The organism is Methylococcus sp. EFPC2 (assembly GCF_016925495.1).
In the GTDB taxonomy this organism is placed as follows: Bacteria; Pseudomonadota; Gammaproteobacteria; order Methylococcales; family Methylococcaceae; genus EFPC2.
In genome coordinates, this window is record NZ_CP070491.1 from 1631383 (window position 1) to 1647984 (window position 16602).

The following is a 16602-nucleotide window of genomic DNA, read 5'->3' on the forward strand; positions in this document are numbered from 1 at the left end:
ACGGCCGGAACGGGTGCTGATAGTTCCACTTTTGCACAAGGGGGATGACCCCAGAGAAAGCGAACGCTGGCCTGAACACCCGGCTGCAAGCATCGCGAGCTTCTATCGCGACACCTACCGCGCGCGGGTGGAGTGGCTGCCGGGGTAGCGACGCTGACCCGGGGCATAGAGCCGCAGCCGGGATTGCAGGAGTCGGTAACGATCACCTACGACATTGCCGGCAATGAGGTTGTCGGCAAGGTCTATTTGGCGGACGTGTTGAACCGCGTGGATAGCCATCTGAATCGCGTGATGGACTGGATCAGTAGGCGAACAGCCGCGTGTGGCTTTCGCGCGGCCGCTCCTCTGTGCAACCCCAGGTTTGCGTCTCGGACGAGGCCATGCCGGTTTGTATGCTGGCGCACAGACGGCAGCGAAGTTTTTGGGTAGCTTGAATCTTTCGAGACCAGGGTATCCGTTGCCCGCTCGTCAGCCGCCAACAACGGGATGACACGGCCGGCTTTTCCAGTGCCGCCGGGCGGATTTCCCGCTACATGACCGAGAGTCGTCGTGCCGCCCACCCCAGCTAGCCCTGTCGCCAATCGTCTGCTGGCCGCCTTTTCCGGCGAAGACCGTCAACGCCTATTGGAGAACTGCGAGACGGTCGAGCTAGGATTGGCCGAGGTGCTCGGCAATCCTGGCGATCCCATACGTCATGTCTACTTTCCCATCGACAGCGCTATTTCCTTGGTGATGCCCATCGAGGGCGGCTCAAGCTTGGAGGTGGGCCTGGTTGGCGATGAAGGCATGCTCGGAATCACACTGATGTTGGATGTCGATGTCGCGCCGTTTCACGCGGTCGTTCAGGGAGCCGGCTCCGCATTACGCATCGCGGCGTCGGCGTTTCTCGGTGAACTCGAACGCAGTCCTGCGCTGCGGCGGGAACTGACGCGCTACCTTTATGTGACGATGAGCCAGCTTGCCCAGACGGCTGCATGCACCCGCTTCCACGTCGTGGAGGAGCGCCTTGCCCGTTGCCTGTTGATGACCCAGGACCGCGCGCACTCCGACACATTCCATGTCACCCACGTATTTCTCGCCACCATGCTGGGCGTCCGGCGCGTCGGCGTCACCAAAGCGGCGAACTCCCTACAGCAGCGCAAGCTCATCCGCTATCGCCGCGGGGATATCACCATACTCGATCGCGTGGGGCTGGAAGCGGCTTCTTGTGGGTGTTATCGGGCCTGCGAAGAAATCTACCGGCGTATTCTGGGCTAGCGCCGAGCTTGCCCGAACAACTTGTCGAACAAGTGGCCCGGCCGAGGACTTTTCGACCGTGACGGGGGCCGATGTGGGTTGTTCCGAGTGCATGCTGCGCGCAATTTCCCAACTTCCCGAACGATCCAGTTTCAGGGTGCGGTTGTGATATTCGACCAGGGTGGAGCGGTATCCGACGCTGATGAAGCCGACGCGGAATTCCTTGAGCGCCGATACAAGCGCTGCCGATTGTCTTCATCGAGCGCGGGCACATGAAGAGAGTCAGGACGACGTGCCAAACGGCTCCTCTAGCGGGACATCCTGCAGGAAGGAGGAAGAAGGCGATCGGTCTCCGCTTTGACCACTTGGTAGCACTCGCAAACGCGAGCCTCCAGACCCGGCCGATCCAGCACTTTGATGTGGCCCCGACGGTAATGAATCAATCCCGCGCGCTGCAATTTCCCCGCCGCTTCCGTGACACCTTCGCGGCGCACGCCCAACATATTGGCGATCAATTCCTGGGTCATGGTCAGCTCGTTCGACGTCAGCCGGTCGAGGCTGAGCAGCAGCCAGCGGCAAAGTTGCTGGTCCACGGAATGATGCCGATTGCAGACCGCCGTCTGCGACATCTGGGTAATCAAGGCTTGGGCGTAGCGCAGCAACAACTGGTGTAGCGCACCGCTGCGACGTCCCCCGGATCGATTGAACTCCTCCATCAGCAGATGCCGAGGCAGCCGATAGGCATAACCCGCGCTCTGGACGACGGCCCGATGCGGCATGGTGCCGCCGCCCATGAAGAGAGCGACACCAAGGATGCCATCATTGCCCACCACGGCGATTTCCGCCGAAGCACCGTTCTCCATGACGTATAGCTTGGACACGATGCAGGTCGTGGGGAAATAGGCGTAGCTTAACGCGTCTCCGGACTCATATAGGACATCGCCGAGTGCCATCGAGACCAGTTCGAGATGAGGAGCTATACGCTCGTATTCGGCTGCGGGAAGTGCGTTGAGCAGATGATTTTGCCGGGGGCTATGCGGTTCGATCATAAGCAATATTTTTATTTTACCCGATTCGATTGGCTTCACCTCCGAGACCAACCGAAAAATTACAGGACGCGCTGTACGGGATTTGGCGTGCGCATTGTATAACACAGAGCGTGTCAAACGGGGATACCGGTGATCAACAGGTAGAGAGCGTGGTTGAGTGACTTGCCCGGATGTGTCAGACGACATCACGCGACCTCGGGACTCCCCCGCAGGATCCGCCTTGGCCGCGGCGGCTGGGGCTCGGCGGGTCAACGCGGCTGACGCCCGCAAGCAAGGGCTGAGCCGGACTTGGCCAACCATGTGAAATATTCGGGCTATGGGCCAGTTACAAAGGCGTTCTGCGGACTCGCTTATAAGACGATCGATAGCTGGTTGCCGCAGACCTCAGCCGTTTTGCCGGTCGTTGCCGTTATCTTATACGCGCAGCGGCGAGCTTGTTCCGGATCGTTGAAGAAACAGACCATCACACCGGCGGTTTCATGGAAATAGCCTTTGGAGGAACGGATTAATTCGGCGATTAAGTTGTTCATGGCGTTTGTCCTTAAAGTTAGTTAGAGGTGTCCAAGCCTGCCTAACCATCCCGTATACCTACCCAGGAACCTGCGACCGAAGGTCGCTCATTACCCCTTTTCCAATCGCAAACGTCGCTTTAGTCGCGACCTTCCAATCGCAAAGCGCCGCTTTAATCGCCACCTTCCCTCTGGGAGTAGGGAACCCGAAGGGCCGGATGAGGAAAGGTGAGCGGGAAGTCGACGACCTTGAATGGCAGTCGCTCCCGTGAACGCTCGGTTCCAGAGCCACATTCCGCGGGCCATGGGGCCAAGCGGTCTCCCCCTAAACCTGAAGCGGAGGGTAGTGTGGCTTATTTGTACTCGCTATTAACCCGGCCATAAAATACCGTACGTTCTAAGCGGCGTACTTGATGGGGGCGGCTTTGAAGTAGGCGCGGATGCGGGCGGGCTGTTTCTGGATCGAACGCAGGTGCGAAGTCACCTTGCGCTTCAGGTGAGAGCCGTCGCGCACGGGTTCGGCGGCACTCATCCGTGCCTTGAGGTCGGCATTGAGGTATTCGTCCGGATTGAGTTCAGGGGAATAGCTGGGTAGGAAAAACAGCTCGATCTGGTCGGTTTTGTCTGCCAGCCATGCTTTGACCGTTTGGCTGTGATGAACCCGCAGGTTGTCGAGGACCAGAAACACCTTGCGCCCCGCCTCACGGACCAGGCGCTGGAGAAACTGGATGAAGACATCGGCGGTGAGCGTTTCTCGATACATCATGAAGCGCATCTTCCCTTGGTTGGTGATGGCGGAGATGAGGTTGATGCGCTCCCGCTTGGACTGGGACAACACCAGCACCGGCGTTTTGCCGCGCGGCGCGTAACCGCGCGGATAATGCTCGACCGAACTGACAGCGGTTTCATCGCCCCAGCAAATTTCCGCCCCTTCGGCCTTGGCCCGTTGGGCGATGGCTGGGTAGTCCTCTGTGAGCCACTTTTGCACCGCCGCCGGTCGTTGCTCGAAGGCGCGTTTGAGCGGGCGCTGCGGCGTGAATCCCCAGCGCTTCAGATAGTTTCTGACCGAGCGCACTGGCAGGTTCAGCCCAAAACACGCCTGGATATGCGCTCGCACCGCCTGCGCACTCCATAAGGCGAAGCGCAGTTTCACTTGATCCGGCGTTTTGTCCACCAGGTCTTTCTGGAGAACGCTTTCCTGAGCGGGCGTGAGACGGCGACCGTTGCCTGCGGGCCGACCACGCTGGGCCTCTTTCACGCCATGCCCGGCTTCGGCTTTAAGCAGCCAGAGCGTCACCGTGGGACGGCGCAAACCCAACTCCCGCGCAATCGCCGCCTGGCTATGCCCTCGCCGGTGCAAGCGGATGACCGTACGGCGCAATTGCTCTCGTGCCGCCGGCTCCAGTTTTCGAGTATCGATTCGTTCTGCTTCCATGCTCGAATTTTACCAGACTCAGTACGGTATTATTTGGCCGGGTTAATAAATTTCTGTCAGTCTGTCCGCTACCGCACTTAACGGTGCTCCGTGACGATAGAGGCGACGTATTCCGCCTGTCGCAACGAATACGGCTCTATGTGCGTTACCGTACCGACTATGTCTGATCGTGCGGATATGCTTTTCGGTGGCGAATGAAGCGACGCACGCTGCCCTACCTCAGGTTCTTTGCCGAATTCACTGCGGCCTTATCGTCGTCGCACACAACCACATACCTCAGCCGAATCAACGAGAAGCGCCGTTCAATTCCAAGGAGAAACTCATGAAAAGCAAAGACGAATATATAGAAAGTCTGGCCGCAGAACTGAAAGAGTGGAGTGCTCAGATCGACGTCTTGAGCGCCAAGGCGGAAAACGCAGCGGAACATGCGAAGCTCAAGTACGCCGAGGAAATCGAAGCACTACGCGGCAAACAGCGTGCAGCCGCTGAAAAGATCAAAGAGTTGGAGGAAGCCGGAGGTGATGCGTGGGTAGTGGTCAAAGAGACCGCCGATAAGGTCTGGGATGAGCTCAGGACCGGCATCAGCGGAGTCGCATCCAAATTCAAGTGAGGCTATCGCGGCCCGACCCAAAAGCCGGGGTTTCCGGCATCGCCAACAAGCGCCCTGAGTACGATACCGTACAGACTAGGTCCAGTCTTGCCGCTAGGCTGTTTCTGCCTTTACCTTTAATGAAGGAATAATTCCATGAATATCGCAATCGAACCCGTACTGGCGCTTGCGATAGGAGTATTGATTTTACTGGTGCCCAGGTTTTTGAATTACTTCGTGGCCGTGTATCTGATCGTCCGGGGAATTTTGGGGATAATGAGTCATGGCCTCAGTTGATATGGCGTATCCAAGTGCCAAGGTACACGCCCGTTAATGGGTATTGGTTTAACGTTCTTTATCTATTAGCCGGGCCCTTAAATACCCTGGGCCGCATAGGCGACGGCAGGGTGTCGGAAATACGCCATGACATGCGCCGGTAAGGCCGCGATGCGCGTCATGAAGGCATGGGCCTTTTCCAGCAATTCGCTGGCATTGCGGCTCACCGCGCCGCTGCGTAGCGCCGTTTTGAAGTCGCGATGAGGTATTCGTCCAGATTGGACTCCGGGGCATAGGGCGGCAGGAAAACCAGTTCGATTTCGATCTGGCTTTCCTTACCCGCGAGCCATTCCGTGACCTTCTTGGGGTGATGCACCCTAAGGTTGTCGACCACCAGGAAAATCTTGCGCGGCGCGCCCTCGATCAAGGCCGCCAAGAAGTCGATGAACCGCTCGGTGTTGATGGACCCCTCGACGATTTTGAACATCAGTTCCCCGCGAGCCGAGAGGGCGGAAATCATCGACAGCTTCTGCCAACGGGTCGGCGCCTTCAGAACCGGCTATGCACCGCGCGGCGCATAGCTTCTCACCCAGTGCGTGTCTTCCTTGACCGCCGTTTCGTCCCCCAAGAGGATCACGGCACCCTCGGCCTTGGCCCGCGTCAGCAGTTGCGGATAGGTCTCCTCCAACCAGACGCCGACTTTCACCGGGTCTTGCTCCAGCGCGCGCTTGCGCTTGATCGGCCGCTGCGGGGTGAAACCCCAACGCTTGAGATATTTACCCACCAAACGGTCCTGCAAAACCAAGCCAAAGCGTTCCTGGATCAGCGCCTTGATCGCCGGTCGCGTCCACAAGGCGAACGGCAGCTTCCATTGCTGCGGGCATTGCCCCACGATCTGATCGCGCAACCACGCCTCATCCGCCAGCGTCAGCTTGCGACCAACACCCACTGGCCGTCCTCGGCGTTTTTCGCTCAGCGCCCCCTTCCCCTTCGCGACGCGCACGGGACAACCAGTCCTCCACCGTCCGGTAATGAACCCCTGACACCGCCGCCAATTCCTTGAGCGGCATCCTGGACTGCTTGCGCAAACGGATGACCATCTGCCGTAACAAGGCCCGAGCCTCTACCGTCAATTTCCGCGCATCGATGGGTTTCTTTTCCATGCGCGCATTTTATCGCGCACCAAGCTATTTTGGGGCCTGGTTAATAGTTCCTGATAGGTCGGCGCACTCACGCACTGGGTAGCCTTGCTGCCTTAGCTCTCCGGGCCTTTCCGGGCGTTCCGTACCATCGGTAAAAGCCCTTCTTGGCGATCTCCACCATTGCCAGATAGATCACCACCATCGCCGCCAGGATGGCATAAAACTCTTTGGGGGGCGGAACGAAGCCGAAATAGTTCCCCAAAGGCGTCAACGGCAACGTGGCGGCGATGGCAACCACCGCGAGAGAAGTCGCCACCAGGATCGGATGGGCGCGGCTTTTGAAGGGATTACCGCGGGTGCGGATGATGAAGATCACCAGCACTTGGGTGCACAGGGACTCGACGAACCAGCCGGTTTGGAACAGCGTTTCGTTGGCCTTCAGCACGGTTAGCAGGACGTAGAAGGTCAGAAAGTCGAAGGCCGAACTGATGGGCCCGATCACCAGCATGAAGTTGCGGATAAAGTTCATGTCCAGGACCCGTGGCTTGCGGAGCTCCTCCGCGTCCACCTTGTCCAGGGGAATGGGTATTTCGGAAAGGTCGTAGAGGATGTTGTTGAGCAGGATCTGGGTCGGCAGCATCGGCAAGAAGGGCAGGAACAACGCCGCGCCGGCCATGCTGAACATGTTGCCGAAGTTGGAACTGGTGCCCATCATGATGTATTTCAGGATATTGCCGAAGGTGCGCCGGCCTTCCAGCACGCCGTCATGCAGCACGTGCAGGTCCTGATCCAGCAGGATCATGTCGGCCGCTTCCTTGGCGACGTCGACGGCCGTGTCCACCGACAGCCCCACATCCGCCGAGTGCAGCGACGGCGCATCGTTGATGCCGTCGCCGAGATAGCCGACCACATGGCCGCGGGCCTTGAGTGCCAGGATCACCCGGTCTTTCTGTGCCGGGTTGACCCGGCAAAACAGATTGGCTTTACCCACCCTGATCCGCAAGGCGTGATCATCCATCTGCTCGATTTCCTTGCCGGTCAGGACTCCCGTCACCGGGATGTTCAACTGGGCGCAGACATGCTGGGTCACCAGCTCGCTGTCGCCGGTCACGATCTTCACCGTTACGCCGCTCTCCTCGAGCGCGGAGAGTGCCGCGCCGGCGCTTGCCTTGGGAGGATCGAGGAAGCCGGCAAAACCCGCGAGCACCAATTCCGTTTCGTCGCTGACGACGGCGTGGGGATGGTCCATCGGAACCTGGCGCCAGGCGATGCCCAATACGCGGAACCCTTCTTTTTCGAGGGCAGCGTGCTGCGCCCGTATTCGCTCTAGGGCTGCCTCGTCTACCGGGCGCTGAATTTCCGCGCCCAGTTCTTCGTAATGCGTGCAAAAACCCACGACTTCGTCGGGCGCCCCCTTGACCACCAGCCACCGGGTCTCGCCGTTATCCACGAGCACGGATACCCGCCGCCGCTCGAAATCGAACGGGACTTCGTCGATCTTTTTCCAGGCGCTGACGTCGATGTTTTCGTGGTTCAGGATCGCTTCGTCGAGTGGGCTCTTCAGGCCGGATTCGAAGTAGCTGTTCAGATAGGCGAGTTCCAGCACCCGTGCGCTGGGGTTTCCCTGCGTGTCCACATGCTGCTCCAGCCTGATCTTCGCCTCGGTCAGCGTGCCGGTCTTGTCGGTGCACAAGACGTCCATCGACCCCAGATTCTGGATGGCGGCCAGGCGTTTGACGATCACCCGTTTCTCCGCCATGTGCAGCGCGCCCCGCGACAAGGTGACCGACACGACCATAGGCAGCAGTTCCGGCGTCAACCCCACCGCCAACGCAACGGCAAACATGAAGGACTCCAGCCAGGGCTTGTGCATGAAGGCATTCACCAGCAGTACAAACAGCACCAGCAGCACGGTGAGGCGCATGATGAGCAGGCCGAAGCGGTGGGTGCCGATCTCGAAGGCCGTCGGCGGCGGCCGGCGGATCAGGCTGTCGGCGATGGCCCCGATCGCGGTGCGGGTACCCGTTTTGATCACCCGCACCCTGGCGCTGCCGCTGATGACGGTGGTCCCCATGAACACCGCGTTGGCGGCGTCCTGCAGTTCGGTTGCCTCTTTGCTCGGCGGTCCCGGTCGCTTCTCGACCGGATAGGACTCACCGGTCAACAAGGCCTGTTTGACGAACAGATCGCGCGCCTCCAGCACCAAACCGTCCGCCGGGACCATATCGCCCGCGGAGAGTACGACGAGGTCGCCGGGCACCACCTCGGTCACCGGCACCTCAAGGGGATTACCGTCGCGCATAACCGTGGCCCGTACCGAAACCGACTGGCGCAGGCTGGCCGCCGCCTTGCCGGCGCGGTGCTCCTGGACGAAATCGAGGGTGACGCTCAGCAGTACGATGACGCTGATGATGACGAAGTCGGCGACTTCGCCGGTGAATGCGGAAATCGCACTGGCCGCGAGCAGCAGCAGAACCAGGGGATTCTTGAAGCGGGAGAGGAATTGCAGCCACAAGGGCCGTTCCTTGCGATCGCGGAACAGGTTAGGGCCGAATTGGGCCAGTCGCGACGCCGCTTCGGCACGGGATAAGCCGCCTCCATCGTGCGCGGCCGTTTCCCGCGGTTCGACCGGTGGATGCAGCCACCAAGCTTGGTCATTCGGAACGTGCGACATGGTATGCCTCGGTGGGATTTAGGAGCCCACAGCCATCTTACACAGACGGCCGCGAGGACACTGCCCGTCGTCTACTTCAGACCTCCCGAGGCTTTTCCAGCACCACCCGGAACGCTTCCATGCCGCGGCTGAAAAAGGCATAGGCCGAACCCCAGAGATAGAGCCGGAAACGACGGTAGAGCGCATCGCCCCAACGACGGATGATCTCATCCCGGGCGGCCTCCAGATTCTCGGCCCAGGCCTTGCAGGTAAGGTAATAACTGTGGCGATCATTATGAACCGCCAGCACGTCCATCTGAGTCTTGGCGGCCGCAGTCAGGAAGTCGTGCAGGCAGAAATAGGCATGGTCGGCCGGAAATACGTAGCGGGCGATAAAGCTGGGTTTGACGTGCTTTTCGCGAAAAGCGCTGGCATCGAGATAGACGTGTCCGCCCGGTTTCAGCAAGCGCTGGAACTGCCGTAATACGGCCGGATAATCGGGCAGATGTTCCATCACGCCCAGAATGACCATGGCATCATAGGGTTCCTCGGACGCGTACGCCAGGAAGTCCTGGTTAAGCACCCGGCAAGGCAGTCCGGCGCGTGGAATCAATTCTGAGAGGAACGCCTCGGACTGGCGGGATATCGTCAGGGAGGTAACCTGAATGCCGCGTTGCCCGGCGTATTCGGTGAAACTGCCCCAGCCGCCGCCAACATCCAGCACGCGATCTCCCGGTTTCAAGCAACAGGCGTCGATGGCGAAATCCAGCTTGCGGCGCTGGGCTGTTTCCAGCGCTTCGTCATCGCGTTCGAACACGGCCTGGGAATAACAGCGGGTCGGGTCCAGGAACTGGAGATAAAACTCGCTGGGGAAGTCGTAGTGGGCCGCGATGGCTTGCCGGTCTACCGGTATTCTCCCGATGAACCAGGGTGCAATCCGCCGCCACAGATATTGCAATGGATGGCTGTCATTCAAGGCTCGCCGGAGGCTGACGAACCTCATCATATCGCCCGCGACGTCCAGGCTTCCCGCCATATACGCCTCGCAAATGCCCAACTCGTCGAATCGGCCGAGGGCGGCCAAACCGTTGCGATCGTTGACTAAGACCTGGACCGCGGGCTCCCCTTCCCCGAAGCGAAAACTGCGCCCTCCCCATAGCCGAATCTCAAAAGGGGTTTTGACCCGATCGGCTAAGCGCTGCTGGATCCGCTTAAACAGTCCGTCATAGCTCGTCGCCAGTGGAGCTTTAGCATTTTGTTCCATCGATTTTCCCCTCCGAAGAAGCGAAACGGCCAGAATGGATACTCAATATCTTGCCATGGTTGCATGGGGACGAAAAACCTCGCCTCGTTGTCTTCCGTGCGGTTATTTTGACTCGACTACCTGTTTCTAATAGGCGACCCGCCCCGCGACCAGCCAGAAAACCATGAATTACATGCCATTGGGCGCGGTGCTCAATTCTTTGTCAATCCATAGGAATCGGGGATCAACATGCAACTATTACTGATAGACCGGCTGACCTGGGTTCGGTTTGTTGGGGTGCTGAAAGCCTTGTCCGCTTCGGAGGTCGGTGGAAGGGCGATTGCGTTGTTTGCACTCCTCATCCTGATGTTATTCGTCATCAGCGGCTTGAATGTTGTGAATAGCTATGTCGGCCGCGACTTCATGACGGCGATCGCCAACCGCAATATGGCCGGGTTCATCTGGCAAGCAAAAATCTACATTGGCGTATTCGCAGCATCCACGGCGGTAGCGGTCTTGTCCCGCTTTACCGAAGAGAGTCTCGGGCTGCTTTGGCGTGAGTGGCACACCCGGCAGCTTGTCACTCGCTATCTGGCCGATCGAACCTACTACCGGATGAAGGAAACGGGACAGGTCGAGAACCTAGACGAGCGCATCGCCGATGATGTTCGCGCACTGACGGTCACCACGCTCTCGTTCGTTCTCATGCTCCTCAATGGCATCATTACGGTGGTCGCGTTTTCGGGCGTCATGTGGTCGATCAGCCCCTTGCTATTCGGCGTGGCCATTGTCTATGCGATATGCGGAACCTTGATGTCCATCGTGCTGGGGCGCCGACTGGTCGGGTTGGATTCCCGTCAGATGGACAAGGAGGCCAATCTTCGAGCCACACTGATACACGTTCGAGAAAACGCCGAGTCCATCGCGCTATCGCACCGGGAAGAGCGGTTGCAGTTCCTCTTATTACGCCGCATTCGTGAGTTGGCGGACAATTTTCGGCGGATCATCGCCGTAAACCGAAATCTGGGGTTCTTCACGACCGGCTACAACTATCTGATCCTGATCATACCCGCGTTGGTCGTGGCTCCACTGTTCATAGACGGTGAAATCGAATTCGGTGTCATCGCCCAGTCAGCCATGGCTTTCGCGCAGTTGGTTGGTGCGTTCTCCCTGATCGTTTCCCAATTTCAGTCCATTTCCTCATTCACTGCCGTAGTATCCCGGCTCGGTTCCCTCTGGGAGGGCATCGAAGACGCACGCTCAAGCGAAGTCTTGGGATTGGAAGTGGTCAAGGAAGACGAGTGTATGGCTTACGAGCATGTGACACTGAAGTCGGCAGAAAACGACACCCTCCTCATCAATGATTTGTCCGTCTCAATTCCTTGCGGGACCCGGCTGTTGGTCGTTGGCCCTAGTGAGGCCGCCAAGGTGGCCCTCTTCAGGGCTACCGCCGGTATCTGGGAAACCGGAGGAGGACGCATCCTGCGCCCCAGCCTTGAAAAAATATTCTTTCTACCCGAGCGGCCTTATCTGCCTCCGGGCACCTTAAGGCATGTACTTCTGCGTAGCGACAGGGAGGGGGCGACTGCGGACGACCAAATCATCGCCACGTTGCGCGTTCTGAACGTCGAGTCGGTCTTGACACGTATTGGGGGACTGGACGTCGAGCAGGATGATTGGGCGAGTATCCTCTCACTCGGCGAACAGCAATTGCTCGCTTTCACCTGCCTGCTCCTTGCCGCTCCCCGATTTGCCTTCTTGGACCGACCAAGCACGGCCCTGACTCCTGAACAAGTCGATCATATTCTGAAAGTGCTCTCCAATCAGTCGATTACTTATATCGTGGTTGGCGAAGACGGCGAGATCATTCGTAACTATGATGCCGTTCTCGAACTCGCGATTAATGGCGGATGGAGTTGGAATCCGGTCCATGAAGGCCAGGTAATTGGCGCAGGAGGCAATTCCAGCAAGGAGGAGTGAACCGCTCCGGTAATCATGGAGGCTGGTTGGTTTAAGTCAGGCTGGAACTGCGGGCTGACTGGCGAGTTGCCGATATTAGATGGTCTCGGCTAGCGCGTTTTGTCCTAGCTGTCGCCCTGGCCGCCCACCGAAGGTTCGATATCGGCCTCGGCCAGGCCTTCGCTGTAGCGGATGCTGACGTACATTGAGCCTCTCTGTCCGAATGATGGGTCAGCGCGCCGTCTCGTTCGGGCCGTCGCGCATACAGTGCTTGTCCCGTGGCGTACCTCAGTCCCAGCGGCCCGGCCATTCTGGAAGCCAAGCCCTATGGATTGGCGGACCCTTGCAGGAGATCCACCACATCCAGCTTGATGGCCAGGCGCATCAGCTCGATGTCGCTGGAGACGCCGAGCTTGCGCTTGATGATGTAATGGCAATTGCACACGGTCTTGGGACTGAGATTGAGGCATGCGGCGATGGCGTCCGTGGATCGCCCGTCGGTCAGCAGGCGCAGGATCTCGAACTCGCGTGCCGTGAGGCTCTCCAGGGCCTTGTGCTCGCAGCCGAGTTTTTCCAGGGCCAGCGCCTGGGCCATATCGGCGCTCAAGGCATGCCGGCCGACGTGGACTTCGCGGATGGCGCGCAGCAACTCCTCCGGCGGACTGCTCTTGCTGACGTAGCCCAGGGCGCCGGCGCGGATGGCTTGCAGCGCGAACGTGGGGTTCTGGTGCATGCTGAAGACCAGTATCCGGGCGTCCGCACGGCGCAGCCGGACGCGGGCTATCAGTTCCAGGCCGCTGCTGCCGGCCATCGTGATATCGGTGACGACCACATCCGGATTGCAGAGCGTGAATTGCCGATACGCTTCCGCACCGCTGTCCGCCTCGGCGATCACCCGCATGCCCGGCTGTTTGCCCAGCAGGGCCCGGTAGCCTTCGCGGACGATAGCATGGTCGTCGACGAACAGAATATCGATGGTCGCCGCCATGCCGTTCACGGGTTCACTCCGGCGACGGGTTCCAGCGGCAAGCAGGCCTCGACGATCAGTCCGTGGGGTGAGGCGATGGCCAGCTTCATTGTGCCGTGCAGCGCCGCGATGCGCTCGCGCATGCCGAGCAGGCCGATGCCGTAAGATGCCGGAATCTCCGTCGCGCTGCCGTCGTCCGTCACCCTCAGGCTAGCCTCTGTGGCGGAAACGCTCAACTCAACCCGCACGTGGGTGGCCTCTGCGTGCTTGGCGACATTGGTCAGGCACTCCTGTATCACCCGGAACAAGGCGATGGCCAAGGGCTCCGGCAGGGCGGTGCAATCGCCCGTGAGGCTGAGCCGGTAGTCGGTCGTGCCCCGGCTGCGCTGCCGCCACCCGGCGATCAGGCTATCCAGGCTGGCCGCCAAGCCCAGTTCGTCCAGCTCCGCCGGCCGCAAGCGGCGGAGCAGGTTGCGGATGTTGTCCAGCATGTGCTGGGTGTAGGTCCGAATTTGCTGGGCTTCGCCGCTCAGCTCGGGACATTGCCGGTCCGCGCCCTGGGTCATCGACAGGGCCAGCGCGTTGATGGCGGTCAGGCATTGCCCGAACTCGTCGTGCAGTTCGCGGGCCAGGTAGCGGCGCTCTTCCTCCTGGAGTCCCATCAGCTTGACGGCCAGTGCCTGCCGTTCCGACAGCAGACGCTGATGGCTGGCCGCCAATTGGTTGACAGCTTCGGCGATGTAGCGCCATTCGTTGAGGCTGAAGGCCGGCAAGCGGTAGTCCAGATTGCCCCGCCGCATCCGTTCGAGCCCGGCGACGATGATCCCGGCCGGTCGCAGGGCGCTGCTAATGCTCAGATAAACCAGCAGGCAAACCGCCAGGACCGTCGCCGCCGACAATTCCATCAGGCTGCGCAGCTTGCTCCACGCCTCCGCGAGCTCCCATTCGACGCTGGGTATCACACTGAGCAAACCGTACTGGCGGCGGTGGTAGACGACCGGCCGCGCAACGCTGACGCCGGGTGTCAGGAATAAACGGTAGATCGTCTCGAAGCCCGAGGGGACCTTGCCGGTCTGCGGCGTCGCGAGGTTGCAGAGGCGACGCGGTTCGCTAGCGTCGGCCGGCGCGTAGGCGATGCAGGCTCCGCTACCGGTGGGATTGTTCTGCCAGGCCTCGAAATCGGGAAAGGCATCGGCTGTGCCGATCCCCGTACCCGCCTTGAGCAATTGCCTTTCCAGTTGCCGCACCAAAGTTTCCGCCGCATGCTCCGTGGCTAACCGGGCCTGCCGGTCGCTGCGGTAGAGCGAGAGGCCCGCGGCCGCCAACAGACAGGCCATGGCCGCGGCCGCGATACGGGTCAGCAGGTGCAGCTGGAGATTCATGGTCAGCTTACTCGGCCCCTTGCGAAAAACGAGGGAATCGTATCGGCATCGTGGCATTCGCAGTGGCGCATGCCTTAATGGTGCCACAGAAGACGCGGGCAAATTGCCCGACTACGATGGGCAAATCTCGGCTTACGCCGCCCGGCGGGTCACCTAGGCTGTATCCGGCCGCTTAGCGCGGCCGGGACCGGCTCCGCGCATAAGGTAGCGGGCCGATAGCGCATAACCTGCCGACGAGGAAAATCCATGACCGCTTTGCTATTCGACGACCGCAACATCCAATGGCGTACCCTGGGCGATTACGAACACCTGCTTTATTCGATCCTCGACATCGATGTGGAAAACCGCATCGTCGACGTGATCTTCAAATTTGCCGCCCACGGGCAGATTGTCCTGCACCGGCACAAGGCCCTCAACAAAACCTTCGTGATCCAGGGCGAGCATCGCTTGTACCATGCCGACGGCACGCTCAAAGAGATACGCCCGGTCGGCAGTTATAAGGTGAGCCCGCCCAGCGAGGAACCCCACCGTGAAGGCGGCGGCGACGTGGACGCGGTCGTCCTGTTCAGCATACGCGGCAGCGAGGGCGTCTTTTACGAGATCCTCGACGATCACCTCAATGTCACCGCAACCCTCGGCATGGACGACCTCATCGCCCTGCATCGCGAAGCAACGGGCTGAGCGCTGGTTGGAATAAAGGGCGCCAAGGCAGTGAACAGTGAACGGGGGATCGCCTGGAATGTAGGCTACCGACTCCATCGAGCACATAAGGGTGTTAGCCCCAAGAGCGCTTACCCAAAGCGTCGGGGCATATCACCCAGGGCAGCGTTGCGCAGTAAACAAGCGTCGACGAAACGGCGCTAACGACCATCATGAGTCATCGGCGCCCTGAAAAATCAGCGTTGTCGAACGACAGCTCTCTAGGAATCAGCGGCCAGTAGTGGCGGTTTCTTGATCGCCTGAAAGTCGGCCTGAACTGCCTGTCGCGTTGTCCGGTTTGAACGGCTGGAAGGTCCTGTATTGCAGACGAAGAGAGAAAAGTTATCCTTGGGCGATCAGTTGTGCAGTTGATAAGGAGCTTATCTCTAGCCTCGGCCAGAACGGTATTTCCCCCCATTGACCTAGGATCGACCGCTGTCAGCATAGCGTAGAGCGTGATACCAGGCTTCGGGGTGCCAAAGATCCGCTGTGCAAGCGCCTCAAGCGCCACTTGAGTGGTCGAGGAAATATGCGCAGATGAGTTGCGTAACGTTCTGAGGTCCGCCAAGTCCGAAAGAATTGAACTCAGGTTGGGTTCAAACGGATACCCATTTTCGAAATACAGTCGTACCATCCGAAGAACGAGCTCATGATTGGCGTAATCAAAATACCGGTTTGCCCCAATCATCATTTTTTTGGCATCTTCAGGAGTCGACGGCACGGCGTACCGAATAGGCTGCTTTCCCGAAAGAGTTGCGGCGCCGGCCAAAAAGTGACTAATCACGGATTCCACGAATTCTTCCCAGGCTACGAACAGATTTAGAAAAGCTGCGACAGTAATCTGTTCGCGGTCAATTTGTGGAAATAATGGAGTACCAGCTGCATCAGCTTTGTGCGCATTTGAGATAAGCGAGTCGCACTGAGATGACTTCACCCTAAACGTAGCTAAAGCTTGAGCGATAGGCATAACAATTAACTCAGCTCATGAGCTTGAGCAAAAACTGTGTCCGCTGCACACGAACCTTTTCGTCGGTAGTAGCACGGCGTGAATCTTGCAGGAACCCAATTTCGTCCTTGCTAAGATTGTTATGGTCGGTTTCCTCAAAGATTCCATCTACCCTTTCTAGGGAGTTTCGCGCTGCTTCGGGCGAGGCGTAACCCTGCTGTGGCGCAGACGGCAATCCAGGAATTCCAAAGTTCCGATGCGCTACAGCTGTGAAAAGCGAATAGAAAAGGTGGGACCGACGAAACTCGGTGTCCGAAAGGCCTTCGGGGTAGATCGCAAGGATGCCCGTAATGACCTGATCGAAACGATCCTCAAGAAAATCGGGGTCATGGTCGAAAGTCGTCGGGGGCGTCAGAATTTCTGTGTGTGAGGCGTGAGTAGACTTTTCCACGGTGACGGCTGCCGAAGGTCCGTTCAGACCGTAGGCAGAGGGCGCGGTGGCAAAGTCGGTGGTCAT

The 16602-nt window shown here is 59.2% G+C and carries 18 protein-coding genes and 1 pseudogene; 5 read left to right on the forward strand and 14 right to left on the reverse strand.

Going from position 1 to position 16602, the window contains the following annotated elements:
- The first annotated feature begins 549 nt into the window (after positions 1–549).
- Positions 550–1257, forward strand: coding sequence for a Crp/Fnr family transcriptional regulator (locus tag JWZ97_RS06760; protein WP_205434026.1), 708 nt, complete (start codon positions 550–552; stop codon positions 1255–1257).
- Between the two features lie 287 nt (positions 1258–1544).
- On the opposite strand, the gene JWZ97_RS06765 is transcribed toward JWZ97_RS06760, so the two are convergent.
- The 3 genes from JWZ97_RS06765 to JWZ97_RS06775 form a co-directional block, all read right to left on the reverse strand.
- A complete protein-coding gene (locus tag JWZ97_RS06765) occupies positions 1545–2285 on the reverse strand; it encodes a Crp/Fnr family transcriptional regulator (RefSeq protein ID WP_205434027.1) in 741 nt (246 codons plus the stop codon).
- A gap of 350 nt (positions 2286–2635) precedes the next feature.
- Positions 2636–2815 (reverse strand): hypothetical protein, encoded by a 180-nt coding sequence (locus tag JWZ97_RS06770; RefSeq protein ID WP_205434028.1) that lies wholly within the window; start codon positions 2813–2815, stop codon positions 2636–2638.
- Between the two features lie 376 nt (positions 2816–3191).
- Complete coding sequence (locus JWZ97_RS06775) at positions 3192–4229, reverse strand: IS630 family transposase (RefSeq protein WP_205429545.1); 1038 nt, start codon at positions 4227–4229, stop codon at positions 3192–3194.
- A gap of 322 nt (positions 4230–4551) precedes the next feature.
- Between JWZ97_RS06775 and JWZ97_RS06780 the strand changes: the two genes are divergently transcribed.
- A complete protein-coding gene (locus JWZ97_RS06780; RefSeq protein WP_205434029.1) occupies positions 4552–4839 on the forward strand; it encodes a coiled coil domain-containing protein in 288 nt (95 codons plus the stop codon).
- Between the two features lie 135 nt (positions 4840–4974).
- Positions 4975–5115 carry a DUF3096 domain-containing protein gene (locus JWZ97_RS06785; protein ID WP_205434030.1) on the forward strand — a complete coding sequence of 47 codons (141 nt, stop codon included), beginning with the start codon at positions 4975–4977 and terminating at the stop codon, positions 5113–5115.
- 77 nt (positions 5116–5192) lie between these two features.
- Here the strand turns inward: JWZ97_RS06785 and JWZ97_RS20185 are convergent, their stop codons facing one another.
- The 6 genes from JWZ97_RS20185 to JWZ97_RS06810 all read right to left on the reverse strand — a co-directional run bounded on the left by JWZ97_RS20185 (position 5193) and on the right by JWZ97_RS06810 (position 10153).
- Positions 5193–5321: a hypothetical protein gene (locus JWZ97_RS20185; protein WP_256438408.1), complete on the reverse strand. Its 129-nt coding sequence runs from the start codon at positions 5319–5321 to the stop codon at positions 5193–5195.
- Complete coding sequence (locus JWZ97_RS06790) at positions 5318–5614, reverse strand: transposase (RefSeq protein WP_205434031.1); 297 nt, start codon at positions 5612–5614, stop codon at positions 5318–5320. Before JWZ97_RS06790 ends, JWZ97_RS20185 begins: the two co-directional genes overlap by 4 nt.
- Before the next feature lie 39 nt (positions 5615–5653).
- Positions 5654–6043, reverse strand: coding sequence for a winged helix-turn-helix domain-containing protein (locus tag JWZ97_RS06795; RefSeq protein ID WP_205434032.1), 390 nt, complete (start codon positions 6041–6043; stop codon positions 5654–5656).
- On the reverse strand, positions 6009–6257 hold the full coding sequence (locus JWZ97_RS20220; RefSeq protein WP_205434033.1) for a helix-turn-helix domain-containing protein: 249 nt from the start codon (positions 6255–6257) through the stop codon (positions 6009–6011). Before JWZ97_RS20220 ends, JWZ97_RS06795 begins: the two co-directional genes overlap by 35 nt.
- Positions 6258–6324: 67 nt before the next feature.
- The gene (mgtA, locus tag JWZ97_RS06805) at positions 6325–8910 is read right to left on the reverse strand and encodes a magnesium-translocating P-type ATPase (RefSeq protein WP_205434034.1); all 2586 of its coding nucleotides are present in this window, start codon (positions 8908–8910) and stop codon (positions 6325–6327) included.
- A 76-nt stretch (positions 8911–8986) separates the two neighbouring features.
- Positions 8987–10153 (reverse strand): class I SAM-dependent methyltransferase, encoded by a 1167-nt coding sequence (locus JWZ97_RS06810; RefSeq protein ID WP_205434035.1) that lies wholly within the window; start codon positions 10151–10153, stop codon positions 8987–8989.
- 228 nt (positions 10154–10381) lie between these two features.
- Between JWZ97_RS06810 and JWZ97_RS06815 the strand changes: the two genes are divergently transcribed.
- The gene (locus tag JWZ97_RS06815) at positions 10382–12112 is read left to right on the forward strand and encodes an ABC transporter ATP-binding protein/permease (RefSeq protein ID WP_205434036.1); all 1731 of its coding nucleotides are present in this window, start codon (positions 10382–10384) and stop codon (positions 12110–12112) included.
- Positions 12113–12190: 78 nt separating this feature from the next.
- Here the strand turns inward: JWZ97_RS06815 and JWZ97_RS06820 are convergent.
- From JWZ97_RS06820 to JWZ97_RS06830, 3 genes and pseudogenes are all read right to left on the reverse strand, one after another.
- Positions 12191–12374 (reverse strand): annotated as a pseudogene (locus JWZ97_RS06820) (IS3 family transposase); the annotation flags it as partial.
- 42 nt (positions 12375–12416) lie between these two features.
- A complete protein-coding gene (locus tag JWZ97_RS06825; protein ID WP_205434584.1) occupies positions 12417–13079 on the reverse strand; it encodes a response regulator transcription factor in 663 nt (220 codons plus the stop codon).
- 5 nt (positions 13080–13084) lie between these two features.
- A complete protein-coding gene (locus JWZ97_RS06830) occupies positions 13085–14440 on the reverse strand; it encodes a sensor histidine kinase (protein WP_205434037.1) in 1356 nt (451 codons plus the stop codon).
- 246 nt (positions 14441–14686) lie between these two features.
- On the opposite strand from JWZ97_RS06830, the gene JWZ97_RS06835 reads away from it, so the two are divergent.
- Positions 14687–15121, forward strand: a complete 435-nt coding sequence (locus JWZ97_RS06835) for a regulator (protein WP_205434038.1) — start codon at positions 14687–14689, stop codon at positions 15119–15121.
- A 196-nt stretch (positions 15122–15317) separates the two neighbouring features.
- On the opposite strand, the gene JWZ97_RS06840 is transcribed toward JWZ97_RS06835, so the two are convergent.
- Together JWZ97_RS06840 and JWZ97_RS06845 are read right to left on the reverse strand one after the other, a co-directional pair.
- Positions 15318–16106 carry a hypothetical protein gene (locus tag JWZ97_RS06840; protein ID WP_205434039.1) on the reverse strand — a complete coding sequence of 263 codons (789 nt, stop codon included), beginning with the start codon at positions 16104–16106 and terminating at the stop codon, positions 15318–15320.
- Between the two features lie 10 nt (positions 16107–16116).
- Entirely contained in the window at positions 16117–16602 is a 486-nt protein-coding gene (locus JWZ97_RS06845) for a hypothetical protein (RefSeq protein WP_205434040.1), read from the reverse strand.